The organism is Pseudoduganella sp. UC29_106 (genome assembly GCF_044055365.1).
Classification (GTDB): Bacteria; Pseudomonadota; Gammaproteobacteria; order Burkholderiales; family Burkholderiaceae_D; genus Rugamonas.
In genome coordinates, this window is the sequence record NZ_CP171977.1 from 6,622,630 (window position 1) to 6,647,759 (window position 25,130).

20 protein-coding genes and 1 pseudogene are annotated in these 25,130 nt (G+C 62.7%); 9 read left to right on the plus strand and 12 right to left on the minus strand.

The genetic code is table 11. From position 1 onward, the window contains the following. Positions 1-11 precede the first annotated feature (11 nt). Both ACHMW6_RS32910 and hppD read right to left on the minus strand, forming a co-directional pair. Entirely contained in the window at positions 12-3,590 is a 3,579-nt protein-coding gene (locus ACHMW6_RS32910) for an indolepyruvate ferredoxin oxidoreductase family protein (protein WP_395403473.1), read from the minus strand. 128 nt (positions 3,591-3,718) lie between these two features. Next, positions 3,719-4,847, minus strand: a pseudogene (gene hppD, locus ACHMW6_RS32915) (4-hydroxyphenylpyruvate dioxygenase). Between the two features lie 126 nt (positions 4,848-4,973). Here hppD and ACHMW6_RS32920 point away from each other — a divergent pair. The 4 genes from ACHMW6_RS32920 (at position 4,974) to ACHMW6_RS32935 (ending at position 10,573) form a co-directional block, all read left to right on the plus strand. Beyond that, the gene (locus tag ACHMW6_RS32920; RefSeq protein ID WP_395403475.1) at positions 4,974-5,492 is read left to right on the plus strand and encodes an Lrp/AsnC family transcriptional regulator; all 519 of its coding nucleotides are present in this window, start codon (positions 4,974-4,976) and stop codon (positions 5,490-5,492) included. 58 nt (positions 5,493-5,550) lie between these two features. After that, positions 5,551-6,441, plus strand: a complete 891-nt coding sequence (locus ACHMW6_RS32925; protein WP_395403477.1) for a bile acid:sodium symporter family protein — start codon at positions 5,551-5,553, stop codon at positions 6,439-6,441. Positions 6,442-6,774: 333 nt separating this feature from the next. Beyond that, positions 6,775-9,117 (plus strand): TonB-dependent receptor, encoded by a 2,343-nt coding sequence (locus ACHMW6_RS32930; protein ID WP_395403479.1) that lies wholly within the window; start codon positions 6,775-6,777, stop codon positions 9,115-9,117. Continuing rightward, positions 9,107-10,573: a CehA/McbA family metallohydrolase gene (locus ACHMW6_RS32935; RefSeq protein ID WP_395403481.1), complete on the plus strand. Its 1,467-nt coding sequence runs from the start codon at positions 9,107-9,109 to the stop codon at positions 10,571-10,573. Before ACHMW6_RS32930 ends, ACHMW6_RS32935 begins: the two co-directional genes overlap by 11 nt. A 6-nt stretch (positions 10,574-10,579) precedes the next feature. On the opposite strand, the gene ACHMW6_RS32940 is transcribed toward ACHMW6_RS32935, so the two are convergent. Further along, positions 10,580-11,353 (minus strand): hypothetical protein, encoded by a 774-nt coding sequence (locus ACHMW6_RS32940; protein WP_395403483.1) that lies wholly within the window; start codon positions 11,351-11,353, stop codon positions 10,580-10,582. A 27-nt stretch (positions 11,354-11,380) separates the two neighbouring features. Further along, the gene (locus tag ACHMW6_RS32945) at positions 11,381-12,118 is read right to left on the minus strand and encodes an alpha/beta fold hydrolase (protein WP_395403485.1); all 738 of its coding nucleotides are present in this window, start codon (positions 12,116-12,118) and stop codon (positions 11,381-11,383) included. Positions 12,119-12,231: 113 nt separating this feature from the next. On the opposite strand from ACHMW6_RS32945, the gene istA reads away from it, so the two are divergent. Further along, positions 12,232-13,845 (plus strand): IS21 family transposase, encoded by a 1,614-nt coding sequence (istA, locus tag ACHMW6_RS32950; protein ID WP_395400544.1) that lies wholly within the window; start codon positions 12,232-12,234, stop codon positions 13,843-13,845. Between the two features lie 2 nt (positions 13,846-13,847). Next, positions 13,848-14,624 (plus strand): IS21-like element helper ATPase IstB, encoded by a 777-nt coding sequence (gene istB, locus ACHMW6_RS32955; RefSeq protein ID WP_395408548.1) that lies wholly within the window; start codon positions 13,848-13,850, stop codon positions 14,622-14,624. A gap of 24 nt (positions 14,625-14,648) precedes the next feature. Here the strand turns inward: istB and ACHMW6_RS32960 are convergent, their stop codons facing one another. Then, the gene (locus ACHMW6_RS32960; protein ID WP_395403487.1) at positions 14,649-15,110 is read right to left on the minus strand and encodes a hypothetical protein; all 462 of its coding nucleotides are present in this window, start codon (positions 15,108-15,110) and stop codon (positions 14,649-14,651) included. An 85-nt stretch (positions 15,111-15,195) separates the two neighbouring features. On the opposite strand from ACHMW6_RS32960, the gene ACHMW6_RS32965 reads away from it, so the two are divergent. Both ACHMW6_RS32965 and ACHMW6_RS32970 read left to right on the plus strand, forming a co-directional pair. Continuing rightward, entirely contained in the window at positions 15,196-15,723 is a 528-nt protein-coding gene (locus ACHMW6_RS32965; RefSeq protein WP_395403489.1) for a PAAR domain-containing protein, read from the plus strand. Beyond that, the gene (locus tag ACHMW6_RS32970; protein ID WP_395403491.1) at positions 15,720-16,940 is read left to right on the plus strand and encodes a hypothetical protein; all 1,221 of its coding nucleotides are present in this window, start codon (positions 15,720-15,722) and stop codon (positions 16,938-16,940) included. Before ACHMW6_RS32965 ends, ACHMW6_RS32970 begins: the two co-directional genes overlap by 4 nt. Before the next feature lie 1,574 nt (positions 16,941-18,514). Here ACHMW6_RS32970 and ACHMW6_RS32975 read toward each other — a convergent pair. Genes ACHMW6_RS32975 through ACHMW6_RS32995 form a run of 5 tightly spaced genes read right to left on the minus strand, consistent with a single transcriptional unit; the run spans position 18,515 to position 23,124 of the window. Beyond that, positions 18,515-19,189: a GNAT family N-acetyltransferase gene (locus tag ACHMW6_RS32975; protein ID WP_395403493.1), complete on the minus strand. Its 675-nt coding sequence runs from the start codon at positions 19,187-19,189 to the stop codon at positions 18,515-18,517. Further along, the gene (locus ACHMW6_RS32980) at positions 19,186-20,451 is read right to left on the minus strand and encodes a multifunctional CCA addition/repair protein (protein WP_395403495.1); all 1,266 of its coding nucleotides are present in this window, start codon (positions 20,449-20,451) and stop codon (positions 19,186-19,188) included. The genes ACHMW6_RS32975 and ACHMW6_RS32980 overlap by 4 nt, the downstream gene beginning before the upstream one ends. A 2-nt stretch (positions 20,452-20,453) precedes the next feature. Further along, positions 20,454-21,170: a glutathione S-transferase family protein gene (locus tag ACHMW6_RS32985; RefSeq protein WP_395403497.1), complete on the minus strand. Its 717-nt coding sequence runs from the start codon at positions 21,168-21,170 to the stop codon at positions 20,454-20,456. Between the two features lie 17 nt (positions 21,171-21,187). Continuing rightward, positions 21,188-22,429 carry a transglycosylase SLT domain-containing protein gene (locus ACHMW6_RS32990; RefSeq protein WP_395403499.1) on the minus strand — a complete coding sequence of 414 codons (1,242 nt, stop codon included), beginning with the start codon at positions 22,427-22,429 and terminating at the stop codon, positions 21,188-21,190. Further along, entirely contained in the window at positions 22,402-23,124 is a 723-nt protein-coding gene (locus ACHMW6_RS32995) for a hypothetical protein (RefSeq protein WP_395403501.1), read from the minus strand. Before ACHMW6_RS32995 ends, ACHMW6_RS32990 begins: the two co-directional genes overlap by 28 nt. A gap of 63 nt (positions 23,125-23,187) precedes the next feature. Between ACHMW6_RS32995 and ACHMW6_RS33000 the strand changes: the two genes are divergently transcribed. Then, the gene (locus ACHMW6_RS33000) at positions 23,188-23,775 is read left to right on the plus strand and encodes a 5-formyltetrahydrofolate cyclo-ligase (RefSeq protein WP_395403503.1); all 588 of its coding nucleotides are present in this window, start codon (positions 23,188-23,190) and stop codon (positions 23,773-23,775) included. 115 nt (positions 23,776-23,890) lie between these two features. Here the strand turns inward: ACHMW6_RS33000 and metF are convergent, their stop codons facing one another. Further along, complete coding sequence (metF, locus tag ACHMW6_RS33005) at positions 23,891-24,718, minus strand: methylenetetrahydrofolate reductase [NAD(P)H] (RefSeq protein ID WP_395403505.1); 828 nt, start codon at positions 24,716-24,718, stop codon at positions 23,891-23,893. Next, positions 24,711-25,061 carry a phage holin family protein gene (locus ACHMW6_RS33010; protein ID WP_395403507.1) on the minus strand — a complete coding sequence of 117 codons (351 nt, stop codon included), beginning with the start codon at positions 25,059-25,061 and terminating at the stop codon, positions 24,711-24,713. Before ACHMW6_RS33010 ends, metF begins: the two co-directional genes overlap by 8 nt. Positions 25,062-25,130: the final 69 nt, after the last annotated feature.

The window sequence follows — 25,130 nt, forward strand, 5'->3', positions numbered from 1 at the left end:
ATTGTATCCGCTCAGGCAGCGTGGGACGCCGCAGCGGTGGCCGATGCGGCAGCCGGGGCGCCGAACGTCGCCAGCAGCGCTGCTTCCTTCTGCTTCGCGGCCTTCAGGTGGCGCTCCTTCACATGGCCATAGCCGCGGATGTCTTCCGGGATGCGGGCGATGGCAACGGCAGTGGCGTGGTTCTCGGCCGTCAGTTTCGGCAGCAGGGCCGCGATGGTGTCGCGGTATTCGCCGATCAGCGCGCGCTCCATCTTGCGCTCCTCGGTGTAGCCGAAGATGTCCAGCGCGGTGCCGCGCAGGCCCTTGAACTTCGCCAGCACGCCGAAGGCTTTCATCATCCACGGGCCGAATTCCTGCTTGACCAGGTGGCCGTCCTTGTCCTTCTTCGCCAGCAGCGGCGGAGCGAGGTGGAACTTGACCTTGTAATCGCCTTCGAACATGCCGGCGATCTTTTCGCGGAAGGCCGGGTCGCTGTGCAGGCGCGCCACTTCGTACTCGTCCTTGTAAGCCATCAGCTTGTAGAAGTAGCGGGCCACGGCTTCGGTCAGCTTCAGGGATTTCACACCCAGCTTGCTTTCCGCGGCCTTTACCTGCTCCACGAACTCGATGTATTTCTTGGCGTATGCCATGTCCTGGTAGGCGGTCAGCAGCTCAACGCGCTTGTTGACGATTTCTTCCAGCGTCTGCGTGCGCTTGAACTCAATCACCTTGGCCGGGCTCGTGATCCTGGTGACGGCGGCAATATCGTGCGCCGCATAACGGCCCCAGGTAAAGGCGGACTTGTTGAAGCCCACGGACACGCCATTCAGCTCGATCGCCTTCATCAGCGACTCTTCCGACAGCGGCACATGGCCCTTCTGGAAGGAGTAGCCCAGCATGAACATATTGGTGGCGATGGAGTCGCCCATCAGGGCGGTCGCAATCGCGCCCGCATCGACGAAGTCCGTATTCTGCTCGCCGCAGGCACGCTTGATTTCAGACTGCGAAGTCGAACCCGGGAACTGCCAGTCCGGATTCTTGATGAAGGCCGCCGTGGTGGCGCCGGTCGAGTTGATCGCGGCCCAGGTGCGGCCTTCGCCCATGCGCGAGAGCGCATCGCGGCTGGCGGTCACGATCTGGTCGCAGCCGATCACCAGGTCTGCGCTGCCGGTGCCCACACGGGTCGAGTACAGGTCCGACTGCTTGTCCGCCAGGCGCACGTGCGACATCACCGGGCCGCCCTTCTGGGCCAGGCCGGACATATCGAGCACGATGGCGCCCTTGCCTTCCACGTGGGCCGCCATCGCCAGGATCTGGCCGACGGTGACCACGCCCGTACCGCCGATACCGGTGATCAGGATGCCGTAGGGGTTCAGCGTCGACGGCAGCTTGGGCAGCGGCAGCGCAGGCACTTCGCCGCCGGTGCCGGCAGCCTTCTTCGCCTTCTTCAGGCCACCGCCTTCCACCGTCACGAAGGACGGGCAGAAGCCGTTCACGCAGGAGTAGTCCTTGTTGCAGCTGGACTGGTTGATCTGGCGCTTGCGGCCCAGTTCCGTTTCCAGCGGCTCCACGGACAGGCAGTTCGACTGCACGGAGCAGTCGCCGCAGCCTTCGCACACGGCTTCGTTGATCACGGCGCGCTTGGCCGGGTCAGGGTATTCGCCTTTTTTCCGGCGGCGGCGCTTCTCGGACGCGCAAGTCTGGTCGTAGATCATGGCGGACACGCCCGGCATGTCGCGCAATTCCTTCTGCACGTCCATCAGCTCGGAGCGGTGGCGCACGGTGACGCCCTTGGCCCAGTTGTAATCGTCCGGATACTTGTCCGGATCGTCGGTCACAACGATAATCGGCGTGACGCCTTCGGCCGCGATCTGGCGCGAGATCATGCCCGGATCGAGCGGACCGTCCACGTTCTGGCCGCCGGTCATTGCCACCGCATCGTTGTACAGGATCTTGTAGGTGATGTTCACCTTCGCCGCCACGGCAGCGCGGATCGCCAGGATGCCGGAGTGGAAGTAGGTACCGTCACCCAGGTTGGTGAATACGTGTTTCTCGTTGGTGAACGGCGCCTGGCCGACCCAGGTCACGCCTTCCGCGCCCATATGCGTGAAGGTGGACGTTTCGCGGTCCATCCACAGCACCATGTAGTGGCAACCGATACCGGCCATGGCGCGTGAACCTTCCGGCACCTTGGTGGACGAGTTGTGCGGGCAGCCGGAGCAGAAATAAGGAATGCGGTCCGTTTCCGGATTGGCTTTCACCGGCAGGCTTTTCAGCGCGGCTTCCTTCGCTTCCAGGAAGGCGATACGCTCCTTCACGCGTGCCGCCACCGGATGGCCGGTGCAATAGTGCTCGATGCGCGATGCGATGGCGCGCGCGATCTGGGCCGGGTTCAGCTCATAGGTTGCCGGCAGCAGCCAGTCGCCGTGGCCGGTCTTGCCCTTGTTGCTCCACTCGCCGGTGTCGTCGAACTTGCCGACCACGCGCGGACGCTCGCCGTCCGGCAGGTTGTACAGCTCTTCCTTCAGCGCGTATTCCAGGATCTGGCGCTTTTCCTCGACCACGATGATCTCGTCCAGGCCCTTGGCGAATTCGTGCACCCCGTCCGCTTCCAGCGGCCAGGTCATGCCGATCTTGTACAGGCGGATGCCGATGTCGGCGGCGGCCTGCTCGTCGATACCCAGGTCGGCCAGCGCCTGGCGGGTGTCCAGGTAGGACTTGCCGGCGGTAATGATGCCGATCTTCGGCTTCGGCGAATCCCAGATAATCTTGTTGAGCTTATTGGCTCGGCAGTAGGCCAGGGCGGCGTACCACTTGTAGCTGTTCATGCGGACTTCCATGTCCAGCACGGTGTCCGGCCAGCGGATATTCAGGCCGCCTGCCGGCAGCTCGAAGTCTTCCGGCATCTTGATCTGCACCCGGTCAGGATCGAAGTCCACCACGGCGCCCGACTCGATGATGTCGGTCACGCACTTCATGGACACCCACAGGCCCGTGTAGCGGCTCATCGCCCAGGCGTGCAGGCCGTAGTCGATGTATTCCTGCACCGAGCTTGGATAAAGCACGGGGATGCCGCAGGCGTTCAGAATGTGGTCGGACTGGTGGGCGGTGGACGAGGACTTCGCTGCGTGGTCGTCGCCGGCCAGCACCAGCACGCCGCCATGCTTGGCGGAGCCGGCATTGTTGGCGTGCTTGAACACGTCGCCGCAGCGGTCCACGCCCGGGCCCTTGCCGTACCACATGGCGAACACGCCGTCGTACTTGGCGTCTTCGAACAGGTTGGTCTGCTGGGTGCCCCAGACGGCGGTCGCCGCCAGGTCTTCGTTCATGCCGGGGTGGAATTTGACGTGGTGCGCGTCCAGGTACTTTTTGGCCTTCATCGACGTCATGTCGATCGAGGTCACGGGCGAACCGCGGTAGCCGGTGATGTAGCCGGCGGTGTTCAGGCCCGCTTTCAGGTCGCGCTCGCGCTGCAGCATCGGCAGGCGCACGAGCGCCTGGGTGCCGGTCATGAAGGCGCGGCCGCGTTCCAGCGTCCACTTGTCGTCGAGAGTGATGTCCTGCGCTGGTAGGCCGGATTCTAGCTGACCGCTTTTGGCGGGTGCGTTCATTGATATGTCTCCAAGTAGTATTCGTTGCCGGTCCCCGTCTTGTCGCGGGATTGCGGACTAGAACCCGAGGCTGAAACCAGGTGGCTGCCACATCGTGGCAGCCACTTGTTCTACGCCTCTGGTTTCATTCAAGCTGCCGATTTATTCGGGTCTTCAAGCACCCCGCGGCGAATCTGATCGAGCTCGATCGACTCGAACAGCGCGCGGAAATTGCCTTCGCCGAAGCCCTGGTCGCCCTTGCGCTGGATGATCTCGAAGAAGATCGGGCCAATCACGTTCTGCGTAAAGATCTGCAGCAGCAGCTCGCGCTCATTCGAATCCGGGCTGCTGTGTCCATCGATCAGGATCCGCAGGCGGCGCAGTTCTTCAAGGTTCTCGCCGTGGTTCGGCAGGCGGCGGTTCACCAGTTCGTAATAGGTCTCGATCGTGTCCTGGAACACGATGCCCTGGCCGCGCATGCCCTGGATCGACGAATAGATATCGTTCGAGCCCAGCGCGATGTGCTGGATGCCCTCGCCGTGGTATTCGTTCAGGTATTCGGCGATCTGCGACTTGTCATCCGAAGACTCATTGATCGGAATGCGGGATCTTGCCGCAAGGGGAAGTCATGGCCTTCGACTTCAGGCCGGTCAGCTTGCCCTCGATATCGAAGTAGCGCACTTCGCGGAAGTTGAACAGGCGCTCGTAGTAGTCCGCCCATTCCTTCATGCGGCCGCGGTGCACGTTGTGGGTCAGGTGGTCGATATAGGTCAGGCCATTGCCGACAGGGTTGGCTACCGCGCCCGGGATGGCGACGAAGTCCGCGTCATAGATGCTGATATCGCCGATGCTGCCTGGCTCCGAGTCCTTGTTCTTGCCGCGCCAGCGGTCCACCAGGTAGATCAGGGAATCGCCCACGCCCTTGATGGCGGGGATATTCAGTTCCATCGGGCCGGTCTTGTTGTCGAAGCCCCAGGCGCCCAGTTCCAGCGCGCGCTTGTAGGCGTAGGCGGCGTCGTTCACGCGGATCGCGATCGCGCATACGGACGGACCGTGGATACGGGCGAAACGCTGCGCGAACGAATCCTGTTCGGCATTGATAATGAAATTGATTTCGCCCTGGCGGTACAGGGTCACGTCCTTGTGGCGGTGGCGCGCGATCGCGGTAAAGCCCATGCGCTCGAACAGCGCCCCCAGTGCCTTAGGATCGGGAGCGGCGTATTCGACGAACTCGAAACCGTCGGTGCCCATCGGATTTTCCCAGGGGGTGAATTTCATGCCTGTCTCCTATTCTGAATTGCGCCCAGTATAGTCCCGGGAAAGAGACATTAAATTGCAAAGATTTCCCTGCTTTCAGGGTTATGAGCAATAATATTGCTGGAACCACGAATAACAGAGGAAATAATGACCAAGATTGCGCTGGATAAAACCGACCGCAAAATTCTTTCCATATTGCAAACGGATGGACGCCTGTCGAACCAGGATGTGGCCGAGCAGGTCAACCTGTCGCCATCGCCCTGCCTGCGCCGCATCAAGCGCCTGGAAGAGGAAGGCGTGATCCGCCAGTACGTGGCCCTGCTGGACCCGGACAAGATCGGCCTGGGCCTGCTGGCCTACGTGAACGTACGCCTGGAAAAGCATAGCGAAGTCACGGCCGGCACGGCGCGCGTGCTGGGCGTGAACCCGCCCGTTTCCTCGCCGCGCGCCGACTTCGCCGTGGCGGTCGAGCAGTGGCCGGAAGTCGTTGCCTGCTATGCGATGACGGGCGAGATGGATTACCTGCTGCGCGTGCACGTGGAAGACATGGACCACTTCTCGCGCTTCATGATGTCCACCCTGCTGCGCCACCCGGCCGTCCTGGATGTGAAATCAAGCTTTGCTTTACAGCGCGTGAAAGACACGACCGCGCTGCCGCTCGTGTAGTGAGTTCCGCCTCATAAAGAGCCGCCCGCCGGGCGGCCGCACAATAAGGAGACGCACCATGCAAGGCGATATCGTTTCGACTGTTCTGCTGCCGTTTTCCCTGGCTTTCATCATGTTCTCGCTGGGCCTTGGCCTGACACCCGCCGATTTCGGCCGCATCGTGCGCCAGCCGCGCGCGCTGCTGGTGGGCGTGCTGTGCCACTTCGTGCTGCTGCCCCTGGTCTGCTTCGCCATGGTGCAGGCGGCCGGCCTCACCGGCGCCTTTGCTGTCGGCTTCATGATCCTGGCGGCCTGCCCCACCGGCTCCACGTCCAACCTCCTCACCTACATCGCGCGCGGCGACGTGGCGCTGGCCCTGAGCTTCACTGCGGTGGCCAGCGTGCTGACCATCTTCACGCTTCCCGTGGTGGTGACGTTCGCGCTGGAATATTTCGCCGGCAGTTCGCAGGCTGTCAAAGCACCGGTCGGCGCGATGATGGGCCAGATCTTCCTGATGCTTGGCGTGCCCGTGGTCCTCGGCATGTTCGTGCGCCACCGCTGGACGCAGCGCGCACTGAAGCTGGAGAAAACATGCACAAAAGTGGCCACCGTGCTGTTCATCCTGATCGTTGCCGCCGCCGTGGCCAAGAACTGGGCCCTGCTGCGCGATAACTTCACCACGCTGGCGCCATTCGCGGTGGCGCTGAACGTGACCATGCTGCTGGTGGGCTTCTTCGTGGCCTGGCTGGTGCGCCTGTCGCGCAAGCAGTCCGTCACGCTGGGCATCGAGACGGCGGTGCAGAACGCCACGCTGGGCCTGGTCATCGCCAGCACTATGCTGAAGCAGGACGCGATGGCCGTGCCGGTGGCGCTGTACGGGGTGCTGATGTACGCGGGCGGCCTGCTGTTCGCCTACGCCATGCGGCGTTTCACGGCCGGGGACCCGGCCGCCGCCGCGATTGCCGCCTGAGCAACAGTATCACTTTTGGTAATACCTCCATAATACCACCTCAATGCAGGCCGCGCACGCTTGAAAGCGGCCTGTCATCAAGCTTTCACAATCACTTGTCAGTATAGCGCCCGCTGTTACCGATCACATTTTGCGCATTGGTATCTGACTGGTCTTATCATAAACTGACAAGGGAATTCATCGTGGCAAATCCAATCATCGCGCGCGCCGTGAGCGCGGCCCTGTTGACCATGGCGGCGTTGCCGTTGCACGCCCGAGGAGGCGGCCGAACCGGCAGCGCCCGCCGAAGCAGCGGCCGCCGCCGGCGATGCACTGCCGGGCGACGTGGTCGTCGTGAGCGGCACTGCGAACAAGCGCAGCAAAACCAAGGCCAGCTACTCGATCACCACCATCAACGAAGAAACCCTGCGCCTGCAGGCGCCGACTTCGGTCACGGAAGCGATGAAGTCCGTGCCGGGCTTCTGGGTCGAATCCTCGGGCGGCGAAGCTTCCGGCAATATCCGCGCACGCGGCATTCCGGTGGACGGCTTCGGCTCCGTGACCCTGCTGGAAGACGGCATCCCCGTCCAGCACGACCCATCCCTGGGCTACCTGAACGCCGATCAGGCTTTCCGCCTCGATGAAACCATCGACCGCATCGAAGTCGTGCGCGGCGGCCCGTCCTCCGTCTTCTACACCAATGCCCCGGCCGGCGCGATCAACTTCCGCTCGCGCGAAATCGGCGACCAGCCGAATGGCCTGATCAAGTTCAGCGTGGGCGACTACGGCATGCGCCGCGCCGACTTCTGGTACGCCACCCCGCTACAGGATGGCTACGGCATCGGCATCGGCGGCTTCTACCGCCAGGACGACGGCGTGCGCGACCCGGGCTACAAGGCCAATGACGGCGGCCAGATCCGCCTGAAGCTGACCAAGGATATCGACCACGGCCGCATCACCTTCGACGCCAAGCACCTGGACGACAAGGTCGCCCTCTTCCTCGCCATTCCGATGCGCAGCTATCCGGACGGCGAAATCCGCGCCATCCCCGGCTTCGACGGCAACTACGGCACCGTGGCCGGACCGGACACCAAGATCGTCGACCAGAAGATGGGTAACGGCGGCACCTACCACTTCGACAATGGCGAAGGCACGCACGTGAAGCGCAACCAGGTGAGCATCAGCCTGGAAAAGGAACTGGGCGACTGGAAGCTGACCGATGGCCTGCGCTATTCGAAGACCGACACCCAGCGCAACGGCGTGTACGCCAACCAGCTCCTGAGCGTTTCCGCCTTCCTGAAACAGTCGCAATCGCTGCTGTCCTACGTACCGGGCGCCACCCAGCTCTCGCTGCAGTACGCCAAACAGCAGCCGGGCACCGCCTACAACGACCCGAATGGCCTGCTCATCGTGGGCGGCCTGCGCGGCGTGACCCTGCCGCTGGAAGAAGTGACCAACGACCTGCGCGTATCGCGCGCCTTCGACATCGCCGGCCAGCGCCATGAAATCACGGCCGGCTACTACTTCGCCCGTTTCAACCAGCACTTCAACCGATACTCCTCCTCCGTGCTGCTGGGCGCGCAGAGCCAGGCGCCGCTGCTGAACCTCGTTGGCAGCGACGCTTCCGGCAAGACCATCGGCAGCATCACCGACAACGGCATCTACAACTACGGCTACGAATCCGAGAACGCAAACGGCGTCTCGAAGACCCACGCCGTCTACCTGGCCGACGAATGGCAGATCGATCCGAAGCTGCGCGTGGATGCGGGCGTGCGCTGGGAGCAGGTCAACACCACCGGCCAGACCGAGCGCCAGGCCAATGTGAACCTGGGCACCTTTGCCACGTCGAAGATCCGCACCGGCACCGGCGTATTCGACTACTACGACCACAGCTTCAGCAAGGTGGGCTGGACCCTGGGCGCGAATTACCAGCTAGCGCCAAGCTCCGGCGTGTTCGGCCGCTGGACCAAGGCTTTCCGCCTGCCTAACCTGAGCTCCTACATCACCAGCCCGACCGCCACGCCAATCACCCAGACCATGGACCTGGGCGAAGTAGGCTACAAGATCGCGGGCCAGCAGTATGAGTTCTTCCCGACCTTCTTCTACTCGAAGTACGACAACGTCAGCTACACCAACTATGTGTTCAACCTGAACAACTCCACTTCCACGCCGCAGACGGGTTATGCATCGACCCGCACCTACGGCCTGGAACTGGAAGGCAAGCTGCGTCCTGTCAGCTGGGGCGACCTTGGCTTCACTTTCACTTACCAGCAGCCCGAGTACCGCAACCTGCAATACACCGACCGCGTAAACAACCTGCCGGTGGACCGCAACTTCAGCGGCAACCAGCTGGTGCGCGTGCCGAAAGTCAGTGCGCGCCTGGTGCCGGGCGTGAACCTGATGGACGACAAACTGCGCCTGCAGTTGTCCTGGGAATATGAAGGCGCCCGCTTCGTCGATTCCGCCAACTCGGTGCGCCTGCCTTCCTACAAGGTGCTGAACTTCTCCGCGCGCTACCAGGTCACGCCGGCGATCACCGGCTACTTCTATGTCGACAATATCGACAACTCGCAGGGCCTCACTGAAGGGAACCCGCGCGCCGGCGAACTGCAAAGCGCCGACGCGGGCGCCAACACCTTCCTGGCCCGTCCGGTGCTGGGCCGCACCATCCGCCTGGCTGTGAAATATGACTTCTAAGGCCCGCCGCCTGCTGTCCGCCCCGGCCCTGGCTCTGCTGCTTGCAGCGGCCGCGGGCGCCGCACCGGCCGCGTCCGCGCAGGATCTCGTCCTGCGCGGCACGCTGGACGGGAACGACCACCAGCGCTACCGCAAGCTGCCATTTACCGTACCGGCCGGCGTGGAGCGCGTCACGATCCGCTTCAGCTACACGGGCAAGGCCGAACGCAGCGTGATCGACCTGGGCGTCATTGGTCCGGACGGCGAACCGCGCGGCTGGAGCGGCGGCAACAAGGACGTGATCACCATCAGCAGCACCGATGCCACGCCTTCCTACCTGCCGATGCCGCATATGCGGGGCGAATGGGCCGTCCTGATGGGCGTGCCCAACCTGCGCAAGACGGCACGCGCCGACTACACGGCGGAGATCTTCTTCTCGCGAGGCCTGAACGCCGCCGATGAACCGGCGCTGCTGCGCATGCCGCTGAAGCCGGGTCCCGGCTGGTTCCGCGGCGACCTGCACAGCCATACCGCCCATTCGGACGGCAGCTGCAAGAGCCAGAGCGGCAAGAGCGTACCCTGCCCCATGTTCCTGACAGCGAAGGAAGCGTCCGACCGCAAGCTGGACTTCCTTGCCATCACCGAGCATAACGGCATCGCCCATAGCAGCGGCATCCGCGAACTGCAGCCCTACTTCGACAAGACCCTGCTGATGCCGGGCCGCGAGATCACCACCTTCTACGGCCACGCCAACCTGTTCGGCACCGTGGCGCCGCTGGACTTCCGCGTGGCGCCGGATGCGTCGCCCGACTGGAACACGCTGCTGTCGCGCGCGGCGCAGCTGAAAGGCCTGGTGTCGATCAACCATCCGGTGCGCCCTTCCGGCGAAGACTGCATGGGCTGCGGCTGGGAGCAGCCGACGGATATGCGCCTGGTGCAGGCCATCGAAGCGGTCAACGGCCCCGATGCCGACACGCCCTGGTCCGGCGTGCCGTTCTGGGAAAAGCAGCTGAACGCGGGCCACCGCATCGCGGCCATCGGCGGCAGCGACAGTCACCGTCCGGACGAACACGGCATCGGCAAGCCGGCTACCGTGGTGTATGCGCCGGAGCTGTCGCAGCTGGCCATCCTGCAGGGCATCCGCGCCGGCCACGTGTTTGTGGATGTGACGGGCGCCGGCACTGGCCTGCTCGACGTTCGCGCACGCGAAGCCATGATGGGCGACGCGCTCGCCGCCTCTGCCGGCGCCAGGGTACCGTTCCGCGTGCAGGTTTCCGGCATGCGCGGCGCCCAGCTGCGCGTAACGGACAACGGCCGCGTAATCCAGCCGCTGCGCGATGCCGCCATCGGCGGCGACGAATCCCGGCTGGCGTTCGACTACGCCAGCGACGGCCAGCCGCACTGGGTTCGCATCGACGTGGTCAGCGCCGAAGGCAAGCTGCTGTTGTTGGGGAATCCCGTCTACCTGAACCACTGAAGCGGTTCAGTCCTCGCGCCGCGCCTCGGCTTCCATCTTGCGGAATTCAGGCGTGGCGCGCACCACCGGGATGGCGCTCCAGATCGCCTCGATGCGCTTCGGGTCGCGCTCGTACACCTTGCGGCTGATGTGCAGGTAGAGGGGTAAGGTGACATAGGGCGTCTTCGCCAGGTCGATCCTGTCCCTGAAACGTGGGTCGTTGTGCACCAGGTCCTCGGCGGCACGCCCCTGCAGCACTGCCACATCGGCCATTCCGGCTGCCACCATGCGCAAGCCGTCTTCCACCGACTTCACCGTATCGAGCACGCGCTGGCCGCGCTGCTGCAGGATGTCCGCCACGTAGTAGCCGCGCTGCGCGGCCACCACGCCGCGCGGATTGATCAGGTCCCTGCCATCCCAGCTGGCACCGCTGCCCGTGCGTATGTAGACACTCGCGTGATCATGGTACAGGGCCTTGTCCGCATTGGCGGTGCCGTCCGGGTTCAATGGCGGCAGGCTGTAGTTGCGGCGGTCGGGTGAATCAGCGCCACCGATCATGCCGTCCATGTGGCCGGTGCGGGTCTCTTCCTGGCAGCGCTTCCAGGGGCGCGGATGGTAGATGAATTCCTCGCCGGTGAGCCTGGCGACGCGCTTCAATAGTTCGATATTGAGGCCGGTGCCATCGGGCATGGTCCAGGGAGCTTGTGGGGCATCCTCATAGCAAAAGTGCAGGGGTGCAGCGAGGGCCGCGGCCTGAGTCAGGCCGCACAGGATTGTGACTGTCAGTGTCCCCAAGCGCATAGACGCCTCCCCGGAACACATTATGCATCACTTTGCCGTTTGCTCAAGCAAAGCCTGCAGATGCTGTTTCCAAAGCGCCGCAACGGTATGGCTGCCGTGGCCGCGCGTTTGCGGCGTGAGCGGCAGCACGATGGCGCGGCCCTGCGGCACGCGCTTGATGCCTTTTTCCAGGATGCCCAGTTCCGGCGGGTTGATCAGGTCATCGGCGGAGTTCACCGCCACGAGCGGCACGCGGATCTTCTCCAGCTCGGGCGCGGGGTCGTAATCGTGGGACGCGTCCAGCTGGTACAGCAGGTCGTTGGCGTCGGCGTGACGCACGCCTTCGTTCACGTAGGCGTCCAGCGCCGCATCGGTGGCGGCCAGCGTGGGTGTGGCCTGCTGGCGCAACACCGGATTGCTGCCCATGAAGTACAGCATCTGTTCCGCCGTGCGCAGGCTTTGCGGCTGCTGCCTGTATTCGCCGCCCTGCCAAGTCGGGTCATTGCGGATCGCGTCCATCACCGTCTTGCGCCAAACGCGATTGCGGCCCGAGATCTGGTCGGGCAGGCTGGCCAGCGGCATCAGCGCGTCCATGAAGTCCGGATAGCGCTCGCCCCAGACCCAGGTCTGCATGCCGCCCATGGACGTGCCCATCACGAGGCGCAGGTGGTTCACCTTCAGCGCTTCCGTGAGCAGGCGGTGCTGGGCGTCCACCATATCCCGGTAGCCATAGCGCGGGAAGCGCCCCGTTGGCCGGGCAAAATCCCCCACCCCTGGCCGGGTCAAAATCCCCCACCTCCTGACCGAGTAGCGCTGCTGTAGGCTGGCGGTCCCCGGAGAGCAATCCCGCTGGCAGGACGTAACCTTACCCCTTCGACCATCGAAGGGGAGCATGGAGGGTGAACGTCTTGAAACCAAACAAACGCACCACAGTCGCCACGCTGCTGGCAACCGGTACCAGCCAGCGCGAGATAGCGCGGCTGACCGGGGTGGACCGAAAAACCATCCGCCGCCTGGCGCTGGGCACGACCGGGCCGGAACCAAATTCCCCCACCCTGGCCGCCGGATCAGCGACAGCAAATTCCTCCACCCCGGCCACCGGCGCCCCGCTTGAAATTCCCCCACCCCGGCCACCGGCTCCAGATACCGGCCCGCAGTCCCTGTGCGAACCACACCGTGCCTTCATCGAGGCCCAGCTGCGCCTTCGCCGCAACTACACGGCGATCTATCAGGACCTGGTCGACCAATTCGGCTTCACGGGCCGCTACAACAGCGTCAAGCGCTTCGCCGGCCGTCTGGTGCAGCGCGATCCGGAGCAGTTCGACCGCCTTGAGTTCGCGCCCGGCGAGGAAGCCCAGGTCGACTACGGCGAGGGCGCGCTGACGCGCATCGCCGGCAGCGACCGATACCGGCGGCCACGCCTGTTCGTCATGACCCTGCGTTACTCGCGGCGCTGCTTCCGGCGTGTGGTCTGGAAATCATCGAAGGAAACGTGGGCCCAACTGCACGAGCAGGCCTTCCGGTACTTCGGCGGCACCACGGCCTACGTCGTGCTCGACAACCTCAAGGAAGGCGTCATCAAGCCCGACCTGTACGAACCGGAGCTGAACCCCGTCTACAGGGACGTGCTGGCCCACTACGGCGTCGTCGCCGACCCGGCCAGGGTGCGTGACCCAAACCGCAAGGGTACGGTCGAAAACGCGATCCAGCACACCCAGAGCACCGCGCTCAAGGGACGCCGCTTCGAGACCATCGAGGAGCAGAACGCCTTCCTCGAACAATGGGAAATCAAGTGGGCGGCGCCGCGCATCCACGGCAGCGCAAAGCGCCAGGTCGAGGCCATGTTTCAGGAGGAACGCGCCCACCTCGGCGCGTTGCCGCAGCAGGGCTTCGGCTATTACACCGAGTGCGAGCGCACCGTCGCCGACGACACCTGCATCCGCATCGACCATAGCAGCTACGCGGCGCGCCCGGCGAAGATCGGCAGCCGGGTGCTAGTGCGCCTGTTCGAGCGCCACGTCGAGATCCGCGACCGCTTCACGCTGGCCCTATTGCGCACGCATCCGCGCGCCCAGCGCCCCGGCAGCGTGCTGCTGCCCGACGATGAGCGGCCCTTCAACCCCTCACGCGAAACGCGCCGCATCCTGGCCCAGGCCGGCGACATCGGCGACGCCGCGCTGGCCCTGTGCCAGCAATGGTTCGAGCATGAAGGGCGAGTGGGCCAGCGCAAGCTGCGCGGCGTGGTGGGTCTGGCCAAGCGCTTTCCGCGCCGTCTGATCGACCAGGCTTGCGCCCAGGCTTTGCAGGAGAACGTGCGCAACTACAAGTCGATCAAGGTCCTGACCGAACGCTTGCTGGCGCAGGCGCTGGCCAAGATCGACGCGCCGCTCCAGGCCGAACTGGACCTGCAGCAGCACCATCCACTGATCCGCGAAGGCGAGGACTACGCCGACCTGTTCACGCGCGCGGCGAACGCCAGCGCCGCCATTACACCGACCACGGAGGCACCATGAGCATGAGCATGAACGAAATCGAGCGCGCCCTGCGCGAGCTGCGTCTGTCGGGCATCCGCGCCACTCTCGACACCCGCATCTTGCAGGCCCAAGCCAACCAGGAGCCCTTCCTCGACACCTTCTCGCTGATCCTGCAGGATGAACTGGACCGGCGCCGTTCGCGCCTGATGGAACGGCGCTTCCAGCAAAGCGGACTGGATGAACGGATGTCGCTGGCCGACTTCGACTGGCGTTTCAACCCCAAGCTGCCACGGGCCGCCTGCTTCGAGCTGCACACCCTCAAGTTCGTCGCCGAGGGGCAGAACGCCCTGATCATCGGCAGGCCAGGGACCGGCAAGAGCCACATCGCCAAGGCGGTGGCCTACCAGGCCACGCTGCAGGGGCACAACGTGCGCTACCTGGAGGCCGACGGCGCGTTCGCGGCCTATGCGCTGGGTGGCGATGCCGAACAACGGCAGCAGCTACGTACCTTGATCGACGCCGATCTTCTGGTCCTCGACGATCTGTTCCTGGCGCGCCGTATCGGCGACAAGGCCGGTGAGCTGCTGCAGACGCTAGTGCACCAGCGTTACAAACTCAAGCGCAGCATCGTGGTGACCTCCAACCGGGTCGTGCAGGACTGGGGCAAGTACCTTGGCGACAACACGATGGCGACCACCATCTTGGATCGGCTCATGCACAGGGCGCAGATCCTGGAGTTCGAGGGAAAAAGCTACCGACTGAAGGAGGCAGCGTCGCGGCTTACGCGCTTGACGTCTGCCGACGTCAAGCAGGACTGACAAGGCCGGCGGCAGGAACATGAACTACAATCCGGACTGTCCTGCCTGGGGGAATTTGACCTGGCCAAAGGTGGAGGAATTTAACCTGGCCAACGGGGAGCGCGCATGCAGGCCGTCGCTCGGTTTGCTCGAGCCGCCGTGGCCGATGCCGTCGGTCAGGATGATGTAGTAGCGCTGCGCGTCCAGCAGTCCTCCCGGCGCAAACAGCTCGCCCGCAAATTCGGGGCGCAGGAATTGCGTGCCGCTGCCGCCCGTGCCGTGCGTGATCAGCACCGCGTTCGTTACGCGGCCCTGCGCGTCGCGCTGCGGCTTGCCCAGCGTGCGGTAGTGGATTCTGAGCTCGGGCATCGTCTGGCCCGAGGCGAAGCGGAAGTCCTTCAGCACATGGTCGCCCTGCACGGGCTCGGGATATTCGGCGGCATGTGCAGCGACATGCGCGCCGGCCATTGCGGCGCACAGCGCCAGGACGAGGACGAGTTTTTTCATGGGCCTCATCTTAGCCCGAATCCTTGCGCCACCTCAATCCGTCCCCACGCCTTGCGGCCTACATTACGCCAGGGAGGGAGACATCATGCGCGCAGTGATCTGCAAGGGCGACCGCACCTCGCACGGCGGCCGCGTCCTGGAAGGCAACCCGAACGTCACCACCGGCGGCCGCCCGATCGCCCAACTCGGCCACGCCACCATCTGCCCTCTCTGCAAAGGCAAATTCCCGATCGTCGAAGGCGTCGCCACCCACACCTACGGCGGCAAGCCCACCGCCGTCGAGGGCATGCACACCGCCTGCGGCGCCATCCTGATCGCCAGCCAGCGCGAGATGGTCATCGATGCCGGCGGCGGTGGCGGTGGCGGATCATCCGATTCCGCTGTCTCTTCCGCACCCGGCCAAGTAGCTGCGGCAGAAAGTGACGAGGTGTACAGCGGCGCTTTCCGCGCCGTCGACGAGTCCACGGGCGAACCTGTCGCAGGCCTGCCTTACCGCATCGAACTGTCGGACGGCCGCATCCTGCGCGGCGTAACCGACGCAGGCGGATACACCCAACGAGTCAGCCATCACGAAGCATTAACCATGTCGCTTCACTGGGAGAATGAGGAATGAGCGTCGCAAACTGTGCTCTAACCCGTCAAGGATCGACAACGACAGTCCGTGTCGAACAAATGATCAACATATGCTACCAATTCAAGACAGAAACTCAGAACGACTTGGCCCTACCATACGCCGTAACGATTGACGGTAAAGTTCTGACGGAGCATGCGCGAAGGCCAAAAGTTCTGGGGGCGGATCGAAAAATCAAACTATCTGTGCCGACGGGCAGTGAGGTGTCACTCTTCCTGAATAGCGACTCTTATCCGCGATTTAGAAATCAACCTGTGTTCGCCGTTAAAGCTGGTTACGACGATGTCTTGGTCAACATTAAAGAGCAGTATGGTCGTCTTGGTCATGTGAAGCCGGTCTTATCGGCGCCCCTCTACTGTGAGTCAGGTAACGGCAAGCGGACAGAGACTTACGATGCTCAGCTGACTGGCGATATCTGGGCAACCATATCTCACAAATATACACGCGAGGAGGCGGATTCAATCCTTCCTCGAAGTTTGTTGCCAGCCATAAGGAGTTCAATTCTCGAAATTTACACCGGCCTTGATCAACCCTCAATGCTAATAGAGATAATTGCTCAAGGCGACAAGTCAGCAAAAACCATGCAAATAATTTGGGCCGCTGGCTTCGACGAAAACGTTCGCAAAAATACTTCCTACTGCCCGCTCCTGAGTGAAGTCCTTCCGCGTACTCACCCGCTGGCTTACGCGAGTCTTCTGGCAGAAGCATACCAAGCCGGTGTCACCAAGTTGAGCCTGAGCTCCGGCTGGAGGCCTATGTTCGGATCAATTGTCCACCGCTCGGGGCGCGGGTTGGACGTAAACATAATTGGCGACGATATGCAGGAATTTAAAATGAAGCGTACACATGCCTTCGCATCAGTGAATAAAGAAACGGGCAAAGCTCGCTCAGATCCGCCGGCTTCCAATAGCTCGAACGGAAAGCAGACCACTGACTCAAAAGTACCGGGCAGTATAGCGTCCGGCGCCACTAAGGATTTACGAACCCGGAAGCAGGATGGCAAGGAGCCTGAAGTTATGCAGAGACTTCGTGACAACCTGCACTCAAACAATGCAATCGATCAAATTTTCGACCCGTGGTTCATGGACGTGAATACACACGACAAGGTGACGCCTCAACCAAATATGCAAAGGACCCAGATCGAAACAAAGCACAGTGATCATCTGCACATCACCATTAGCGATGAGTGCCTTCTATGATACGGAAGCTTCTTCTTTTAGCACTGGCGGCCTTGCCCGTCATATCGGTGGCAGCGGAGCCGGATCGCTCAAGGGTATGGCTCAAGAAGCCGTGGCAGCTTCGCTACATGATCTTTGTTTCAGATCTACAGATTGCAAAAGACCGTATCCGGCTTTCGCGAATGTGGAACGCGCACAATATGCACGATGGCGAAGCACTGGTCTACTATGAGGCACATGCGCTATTCCAACCTCCCACAGCGTTCTACTCTTCAAAAGGACGGTCGATAGCCGTGACGCTACTGATCATCGACCAAAGCGGTCGCGTCCAATCAAGCGCCTTAGCGAACCAAGCCTGGAGTGCAAGGCATAGCGTGCTTGATCGTCTCTTGCTAGTTTAACCCAGTTCATCCTAGCAAAAAACCGTATCGCCTGGCTGAATGGTCTCAAGGGATCCCTGGCAATGACACGTTTGGTCCGGCAGTTTGCGCTTGGGACGACGCTCAGCGTTACGTTGATGGTTGGGCCGAGAACGACTCGGCTGGCGGCTTCGGTTGTCGCGAATGGACAGCACAGCTATATCGCTGGGACCAGCCTTATATCGACGTTACGTCATACACATCCTCCGGGGCGTTTATCGGAGACTTCGTAGGCTGGTCCCGATTTTCCGACCCAGCCAAGCCTGTGATTGGCCTTGAAGGAAAAACCTGGCTGTGTCTGCATGAGTGCCCGTCAGGCGAGAAGCCCGGTGCAATAAACGACATTCATGCCTGGGCACATAAACACAAATTCCCACTGCCAGAGCGGCCTCCCAAGCAGCCTCTGTACCCAGACTCGGACTACAAAGATGATCGCAATGAATTCAGCGACTGAGTGATATCGCCTTTGGCCACGGCAGCTTCTGATTCTTTGCTCACTGACGTTAGCCATTTTCCTTGTAACGCCGCGAGGATCCACAAGGACATCAGAAAATGATCCGGCCAGGCGATGGTGCCCCGGAACGTAGTTTATGAAGAAAACTCCGGAGTCGGCGCTTAGGAAGGCTGCTTGAGGGCGGCCATTGTGATTCGCCAGGTAATGTTGGGTTTGCGAACTACGCGGCGGCAGCTACTCCCTCGTTTTGTGCGACTGTCGGCAGTGAAAATGACGTTAAGACCCTGGTTTATATTTCTCGCCGCGGCCACGAGCACATTTGTAATTTCGCGCGAAGTTCAGCCATTGAGCCAAAGGGATGATTTTTTTGTCCACCTCTCCAACTCTACTAGTCACTCGCTGGACATGTGCAATTCCGAGCTAACATTCTGCAGGAAGATTTTGGCTGGAAAAATATTCAGCGACGCATATGCTACCGATAGGAATGCTGCTGATTATTTCAGTTTCTGGTTAGCTCACAGTGTCATCAAAGCGTGCGAAAGAGTGATTCCATTGACTAAGCTAGTGGACGATCCGTTGAAGTCAAAAATCTGTGGGGAAAAGTAACGTCCTGGTTGAACATCCCAGAAGAGAGCTATCTCCGAGAATGTAACGCGGCAAAAAGCAAAGAAAGTCCGTCTCTTTGACATCGGACGTTCCGATGGGCGACCAACAGCCAGCAGTCAGTCTTCGCTCTTGACGCCAGGGATCTTGTCGAGGAGCTTGGTGGCGGCGCGGACGTTGGCTTTGAGGGCGTAGTCGATGGAGGCGAGCTGCTCCTCCATCGCTTCCTGCAGCACGGTACCCGGGCTGGCGGGGCCGAGCTTGAGGTAGGCGTCGGCTTCGCCGTAGTCGCGGTGGATTTCCATGCCGGCTTTTTTCGCGATGTGCATCATGACCTGATTGGACGACAGGCAGTGCATGTAGAGCGTGTCCACATCGTGGTTGCGACAGGTGATGCTGGCGCGTTCGAACAGCTTGGAGCCGACGCCCAGGCCGCGGGCGGACTTCAGCACGGAGACGCCGAATTCGGCGACACGGTCCTTCTCGGTAGCCTGCTTGCGCTCTTCCGAGGTTTCGGCGAAAGCGAGGTGTCCCACGCCGACCAGCTTGAACACGCGGTTATACACGCCAAAGACCATGTCGCGGTCGAAGTCGATGCTCTGGACGTAGCGGGTGACCTGTTCGTCGGTCACGGGCGAGCCGAAACGCAGCAGGCGGTCGCGCCCTTCCAGGCAGAGGAAATGCCGCAGCATGCGCCGGCGGTCGCGCTCGCGCAGCTCCTTTACGGGCACGGTGGGCTTCTCGTCGCCGAACCAGTGGCGGAATGGGTTGCGGAAGAAGTTCAGGGAAGTCATGTGCGCTCCTCACCATCTTCGCTATCGTCGCCGTCGAAGCCGATGGCTTCCTTCACGGCACGCACGCGGGCGGCGCGCACGAGTTCGGGGATCTTGCCGGGATTGTCCACGCAGCGCTGGGCGATCTCGCCGGCGTTGACAGCGCGCGCAGCGGCCAGCGCTTTTTCGAGATGCGCCTTCTGCGGGAAGGGACGGTCGCGGAAACTGACGCCGCCGCCCTCACGGCTGCGCACATCGCATTCGGACGCAAGCAGCATCTGTGAAAAGCGCTCCGGCTTGCGGAAGCCATCGTTACGCTCGAACAGCGTGACGATGGTGCTGGGACGCAGCTCCAATGCACGCGCCACGTTGCCATGATCGCGCGCCGTCATCACGGCCAGATCGCGGCAATCGGTCGGTACGCGCAGACGCTTGCACACCTGCTGCACGAGATCCACGCCCTCCCCTTCATGGCCATGATGCGCCGGCCATTTTTCAGGACGGGTGACCGCCTTGCCCAGGTCGTGCATCAGTGCCGCGAAGCGAACCGGCAGCTCATGGCCGCAGGCGGCGGCGTAATCGACCACCTGCTCCATGTGGATGCCGGTGTCGATCTCCGGATGCCACTGCGGCGGTTGCGGCACACCCCACAGGCGGTCCAGTTCAGGGATGATGTGGGCCAGCGCGCCGCAGCCGCGCAGCACCTGCAGCATGCGCGACGGCTTCTGTTCCATCAGGCCACGCGAAATCTCCTGCCACACGCGCTCCGGCACCAGCGCATCGACTTCGCCGTGGTCGACCATCTTGCGCATCAGCGCATTGGTTTCCTCGGCGACGGTGAACCCGGGGAAGCGCGCAGCGAAGCGGGCCACGCGCAGGATGCGCACCGGGTCTTCGGAAAACGCATCGGACACGTGGCGGAATATGCGGTCCTTGATGTCCTGCTGACCGTTGTAGGGATCGATCAGCGCGCCGTCTTCGGCCTGGGCGATGGCGTTGATGGTGAGGTCGCGCCGCACCAGGTCATCTTCCAGCTTCACATCGGGCGAGGTGTGGAAGACGAAGCCCTTGTAGCCGGGCGCGGTCTTGCGCTCGGTGCGGGCCAGCGCATATTCCTCCTGCGTTTCAGGATGGAGGAAAACGGGGAAGTCCTTGCCGACGGGCCGGAAGCCCGCCTTGACCATTTCTTCAGGAGTTGCACCGACCACCACATGGTCGTGGTCCTTGACCGGCAGGCCAAGCAATGCATCGCGTACGGCGCCGCCGACCACATAGGTTTTCATCGTCAGTCCGGCATCTCGGCGTCGTGCAGCGGCGCCGCTTCCGTTTCGGCCAGCGCCTGTTCGACCCACTCCGCCACGGCGGGGTGGGACAACATGCGCTCGCAGTATGCGGACAGCGCGGGCGGCAGCACCACGCCATAGGTCTTGAATCGCGAAACGACCGGTGCGAAGAAGGCATCCGCAATGGAGAAGTCGCCGAACAGGTATTCATTGTGGCCGAAGCGGCTCAGGCATTCTTCCCAGATTTCGCTGATGCGGCCAATATCCGCCTGGGTCGCAGGCGTGCGACCCTTGCCCGGATAGCTGCCCTTGATATTCATGGACATCGTGGTGCGCAGGCTGCCAAAAGAACTGTGCATCTCGGCGCAGATGGAGCGCGCCATCGCGCGCGCGGCCACGTCCTGCGGCCACATATGCTTGTCCGGGAACTGCTCGGCGAGGTATTCGCAGATCGCCAGGCTGTCCCAGATCGTCATGTCGCCGGCCAGCAGCACGGGCACGCGGCCGCTTTGGCACCATTTGGCGATATTGTTGGCGGTGTCCGGCCGGTCAAGCAGTACGCGCACTTCGGTGAAGGGAATCGCAAACGCCTTCAGCGCCACCCACGGCCGCATCGACCACGAAGAATAGTTCTTGTTGCCGATGACGAGAGTCAGGCCCGGCGCGCGCGCCGCAGCCAGGGTTTGCTCCAGGGTGGGATCGAGTAAGGTGGTTTGCATAAGCGCTTTCTGTCTTGTTATCGGCTGCCGAAAGTGGTTTCCTGCTGCTCCGCTTCCGTGTAGCCCTTCGGCGTGACCACACCCAGCCGCGCCTTGAGCGACTGTGGACGGCCCTCGAACAGCGCGGCGTAGAAGGTGGCGTTGGTCATCACATTCTTCACATAGCCGCGCGTTTCATAGTAGGGAATCGACTCGATGAAGATGGTGCTGTCCATCGGACGCGTGAGCGCCGAGCGCCAGGAGCGCAGGCGTCCCGGCCCCGCGTTGTAGGCAGCGGTAGCCAGCACCTGCGAACCATCCATGCTGCCCAACACCATGTTCATATAATTCGCACCGAGCAGGATATTGGTCTTCACGTCGCTCAGCATGTCCTGCACGAAGTCGGTCAGCCCGATCTTCTTGGCCACCCAGCGGCCGGTGGACGGCATCACCTGCATCAGGCCCGATGCGCCCGCGGTGGACTGGGCTTCCATGATGAAGCGCGATTCCTGCCGGATCAGGCCATAGACCCAGGCGCGGTCCAGACCCAGGGTGCTGGTGGTCGGCTGCATGATTTCGTCATGCGGCACCGGATAGCGGTGCGTGTAGTCGGCCTGCACGCGCGTCTTTTCGGACGTGTACACCATGCGGTCGAGGATGTGGTTCTGGCGCGCGAATTCGGCGGCGGCGATCAGTTCACGCTCGCTCAGCTTGCGCGTCTCCCAGTTCCACTCGCGCGTGCCTTCGAAGCGCAGGCGCATGCTGAAGAATTTCAGCGCGCGCTGCAAGCCCTGGTTGGTGCCGATGGCCGCCATTTCCAGCGCCGTTGGCGCGGGGCCCGGCGGCGGAATCGTCACCAGCTGGCCCAGTTCTTCACCCGCCAGCAAGCCGTAGTAGTCGGACTTGTCGGCGATACTGCGATACAGGGACTGCACTTCCGGCGCGTGCTTGCCATCCTGCGCGGCCAGCGCGCGGGCGTTCCAGTAGATCCAGGTCGGGTCGCTGCGCAGCGAGGCGGGCATGGCGGCGATGGTGGCGCGCACGGTCTTCCAGTCCTGGTTGCGCAGCGCGATGCGCGCCTTCCATTGCGCCTGGTCGATGGTCAGCGGCGCACCATTCGACTTTTGCCAGTACTCGGACGTTTCGGGCGCCAGCACATACGAAGCCTGCAACGCGATATTGGCCCAGCCGATGGCGCGCTCCTGCGCAGTCAGTTTCGACGCATTGCGGTTCATCGCGCCGACAGCCAGTTTCAGGCTGGTCTTGGCGCCGCGGCCCACGGCAACGAGGAAGGTCTCATGGTCGGCGCGGCTGCTGCCGGCGCCCTGGCCATGACGATGGTCGAGAGGTCGATCGCTTGCGCGATTTTCTTGTCCGAGCCATTCAGCAGAGCGATGGCGCGGCGCGCGGGGCCGGTGGCGTTGGTCTCGCCGGCCAGGCGCACCTGGGCCCACACATCATCGTCCTTGAACTGGCCGCTCTGGTACAGCGATGCGATCAGCGAGCTGCAGGCCTCGCCATAGTATGGCGGGAACACCAGCAGCGCACGCGCGTCGGATGCGACGTTCTGGCCCTTGCTCAGGCGCGACAGCAGGTTGTAGCACTTGACCTGGGTATCGTCCTGCAGCACGAAGAGCGGGAACTGTTCATCGAAGGTCGACCATTCGCGCTTGCGGCCCAGCTCCAGCAGCCAGTCGTTGCGCAGGCGGTCGGCGATGGCGCTGCCCTCGTAACGCTGCAGGAAGTCGCGCACCTCTGCATTGGTGGCATCCTTGAAATGGGATTTCAGCCGATAATAGTCGACATAGGAAGGAATGCCGTAGCCGGTTAACTGTCCTGCATAGAATTCGGCCTTGGCCGCATCATCGCGGCGGACCGAGTCGCGCAAGAGCAGGAAGGCGTCGTCCGCCTTGCGGGAATCAATGACGGTATCCTGCGCGCAGGCCAAACCAGCGGTGGCGCATGCGGTCACCATCAGTGCGCCGGCTATCCATTTCGACGGGGAAATCAATGTACGACTCTCAATGTAATTCATGATATGACCAGCGCAACTAGAATACCACGCAACCCTGCCGAGCTACCAGCCTCCAGCGCACAGACTAAGGCCGATTTAAGGCGTACTTTGCTGGCTGAACGGCGCGCGGTTCCGGCTGAAACGCGGGCGGAGTGGGACCGTCAATTGTGCGCCAATATCGTGAAATGGTGGGAAGACAGCGGGGTCGACGCGCTCGGCGTTTACTGGCCCTTGCGCGATGAGCCGGATCTGCATGCGGCTTATGCGGAACTGTCGCACCGTGGCGTGCGGCTGCTGCTGCCGGTCGTGATCCAGCGCGATACGGCGCTGGAATTCGCATCGTGGGAAATCGGCGAGACGATGGTGAAGGATGGCATGGGCGTGGCCGTGCCGGCCCACCTGCGCATCGAGCCTTATCCGCCGGCGCTGCTGGTGCCTTGCCTCGGCTTTAACTCGGGCGGCTTTCGCCTGGGGTATGGCGGCGGGTTCTATGACCGCACACTGGCGCGCGATCCGCGGCCGGCCACGGTCGGCGTGGCGTGGAGTTGTCTTGAGGTGGAGTTTGGGGTCGATAATCACGATATCGCTTTGGATGTCGTGATCACGGAATAGAGACGGCGCGGGTCCCGCATGCACGGCGGATCAATGATCCGCCCTACGCTGTGACGGCTACGCAATTGGCCCCGAAGGGGCTGTAGGGCGGATCGTTTTGATCCGCCCTGCGTGATCAGACGAGCTGGTTCCAGATGGCCGTGGTAGCAGCCGCCTGGTTCATCGAGTAGAAGTGCAGCCCCGGCGCACCACCCTTGAGCAGGCGGTGGCACAGTTCCGTCACCACTTCCTGGCCGAAGGCCTTGATCGAAGCCGAATCGTCGCCGAACGACGCCAGCTTCAATCGCACCCAGCGCGGAATCTCCGCGCCGCACATATCGGAGAAGCGCATCAGCTGCGTGTAGTTCGTGATCGGCATGATGCCGGGCACGATCGGCACGTCCACGCCCGCCTTCTGCGCCTGTTCCACGAAGTAGAAGTAGGAATCGGCGTTGTAGAAGTACTGCGTGATGGCGGCATTGGCGCCCGCCTTCACCTTGCGCACGAAGGCCTGCAGGTCATCCTGCGGCGAGCGCGCCTGCGGATGCACCTCGGGATAGGCCGCCACTTCGATGTGGAACCAGTCGCCCGTTTCGGCGCGCACGAACTCCACCAGCTCGTTCGCATAGCGGAACTCGCCCATGCCGCCGTAGCCGCTGGGCAGGTCGCCGCGCAGCGCCACGAGGCGCTTGATGCCGTGCGATTTGTATTTCTCCAGGACGGCGCGGATCGACTCGCGCGAGCCGCCCACGCAGCTCAGGTGAGGCGCCGCGTCTTCACCGGCGGCCATGATTTCGAGGACGGTGTCCAGCGTGCCTTGCTGGGTCGAACCGCCGGCGCCGAAGGTCACGGAAAAATACTTGGGGTGCAGCTCGGACAGTCTGGCGCGCGTGGCGCGCAGCTTTTCTGCCCCTTCCGCCGTCTTGGGCGGGAAGAATTCGATACTGAAGTTATGGTTAGCCATTGTCGTCTTTAAGCAGGAGAGTGGACAAGGCCCAGGAGATCACGCTGTACAGCAGCGCGCCGAAGATCGCCGACCAGAAGCTATCGACATGGAAGCCGTCCACCAGTTGCGCCACCAGCCAGAACATCAGGCCATTGATGACGAAGATGAACAGGCCAAGCGTCAGCACGGTAACGGGCAACGTCAGCAACAGCAGCAGCGGGCGGATCAGGGTATTCACCAGGCCGAGCAAGAGGGCTGCAACCAGGGCGGCGCCGATGCTTGTGACATCGACGGAATGCATCAGGTAAGGCACAGCGAATAACGCCGCGGCATTGATTAACCAGGTAAGGACCAAACGCATAGGAGTGCCTCGCAGCGAGGGCACGCGGAGCCGGCGGCCCCGCGCAGGGCGGATCACCGATCCGCCGCT

Excerpts from the sequence above, each read along its gene's own strand:
- ACHMW6_RS32970 (WP_395403491.1), top strand. The coding sequence starts at position 15,720 with ATGAGCGTCGCAAACTGTGCTCTAACCCGTCAAGGATCGACAACGACA.
- ACHMW6_RS32980 (WP_395403495.1), bottom strand. The coding sequence starts at position 20,451 with ATGAAAACCTATGTGGTCGGCGGCGCCGTACGCGATGCATTGCTTGGC.
- ACHMW6_RS32935 (WP_395403481.1), top strand. The coding sequence starts at position 9,107 with ATGACTTCTAAGGCCCGCCGCCTGCTGTCCGCCCCGGCCCTGGCTCTG.
- istB (WP_395408548.1), top strand. The coding sequence starts at position 13,848 with ATGAGCATGAACGAAATCGAGCGCGCCCTGCGCGAGCTGCGTCTGTCG.
- ACHMW6_RS32975 (WP_395403493.1), bottom strand. The coding sequence starts at position 19,189 with ATGACTTCCCTGAACTTCTTCCGCAACCCATTCCGCCACTGGTTCGGC.
- metF (WP_395403505.1), bottom strand. The coding sequence starts at position 24,718 with ATGGCTAACCATAACTTCAGTATCGAATTCTTCCCGCCCAAGACGGCG.
- ACHMW6_RS32925 (WP_395403477.1), top strand. The coding sequence starts at position 5,551 with ATGCAAGGCGATATCGTTTCGACTGTTCTGCTGCCGTTTTCCCTGGCT.
- ACHMW6_RS33000 (WP_395403503.1), top strand. The coding sequence starts at position 23,188 with ATGACCAGCGCAACTAGAATACCACGCAACCCTGCCGAGCTACCAGCC.
- ACHMW6_RS32995 (WP_395403501.1), bottom strand. The coding sequence starts at position 23,124 with ATGGTGACCGCATGCGCCACCGCTGGTTTGGCCTGCGCGCAGGATACC.
- ACHMW6_RS32960 (WP_395403487.1), bottom strand. The coding sequence starts at position 15,110 with ATGAAAAAACTCGTCCTCGTCCTGGCGCTGTGCGCCGCAATGGCCGGC.
- ACHMW6_RS32940 (WP_395403483.1), bottom strand. The coding sequence starts at position 11,353 with ATGCGCTTGGGGACACTGACAGTCACAATCCTGTGCGGCCTGACTCAG.
- ACHMW6_RS32985 (WP_395403497.1), bottom strand. The coding sequence starts at position 21,170 with ATGCAAACCACCTTACTCGATCCCACCCTGGAGCAAACCCTGGCTGCG.
- ACHMW6_RS33010 (WP_395403507.1), bottom strand. The coding sequence starts at position 25,061 with ATGCGTTTGGTCCTTACCTGGTTAATCAATGCCGCGGCGTTATTCGCT.
- ACHMW6_RS32920 (WP_395403475.1), top strand. The coding sequence starts at position 4,974 with ATGACCAAGATTGCGCTGGATAAAACCGACCGCAAAATTCTTTCCATA.
- ACHMW6_RS32910 (WP_395403473.1), bottom strand. The coding sequence starts at position 3,590 with ATGAACGCACCCGCCAAAAGCGGTCAGCTAGAATCCGGCCTACCAGCG.
- ACHMW6_RS32965 (WP_395403489.1), top strand. The coding sequence starts at position 15,196 with ATGCGCGCAGTGATCTGCAAGGGCGACCGCACCTCGCACGGCGGCCGC.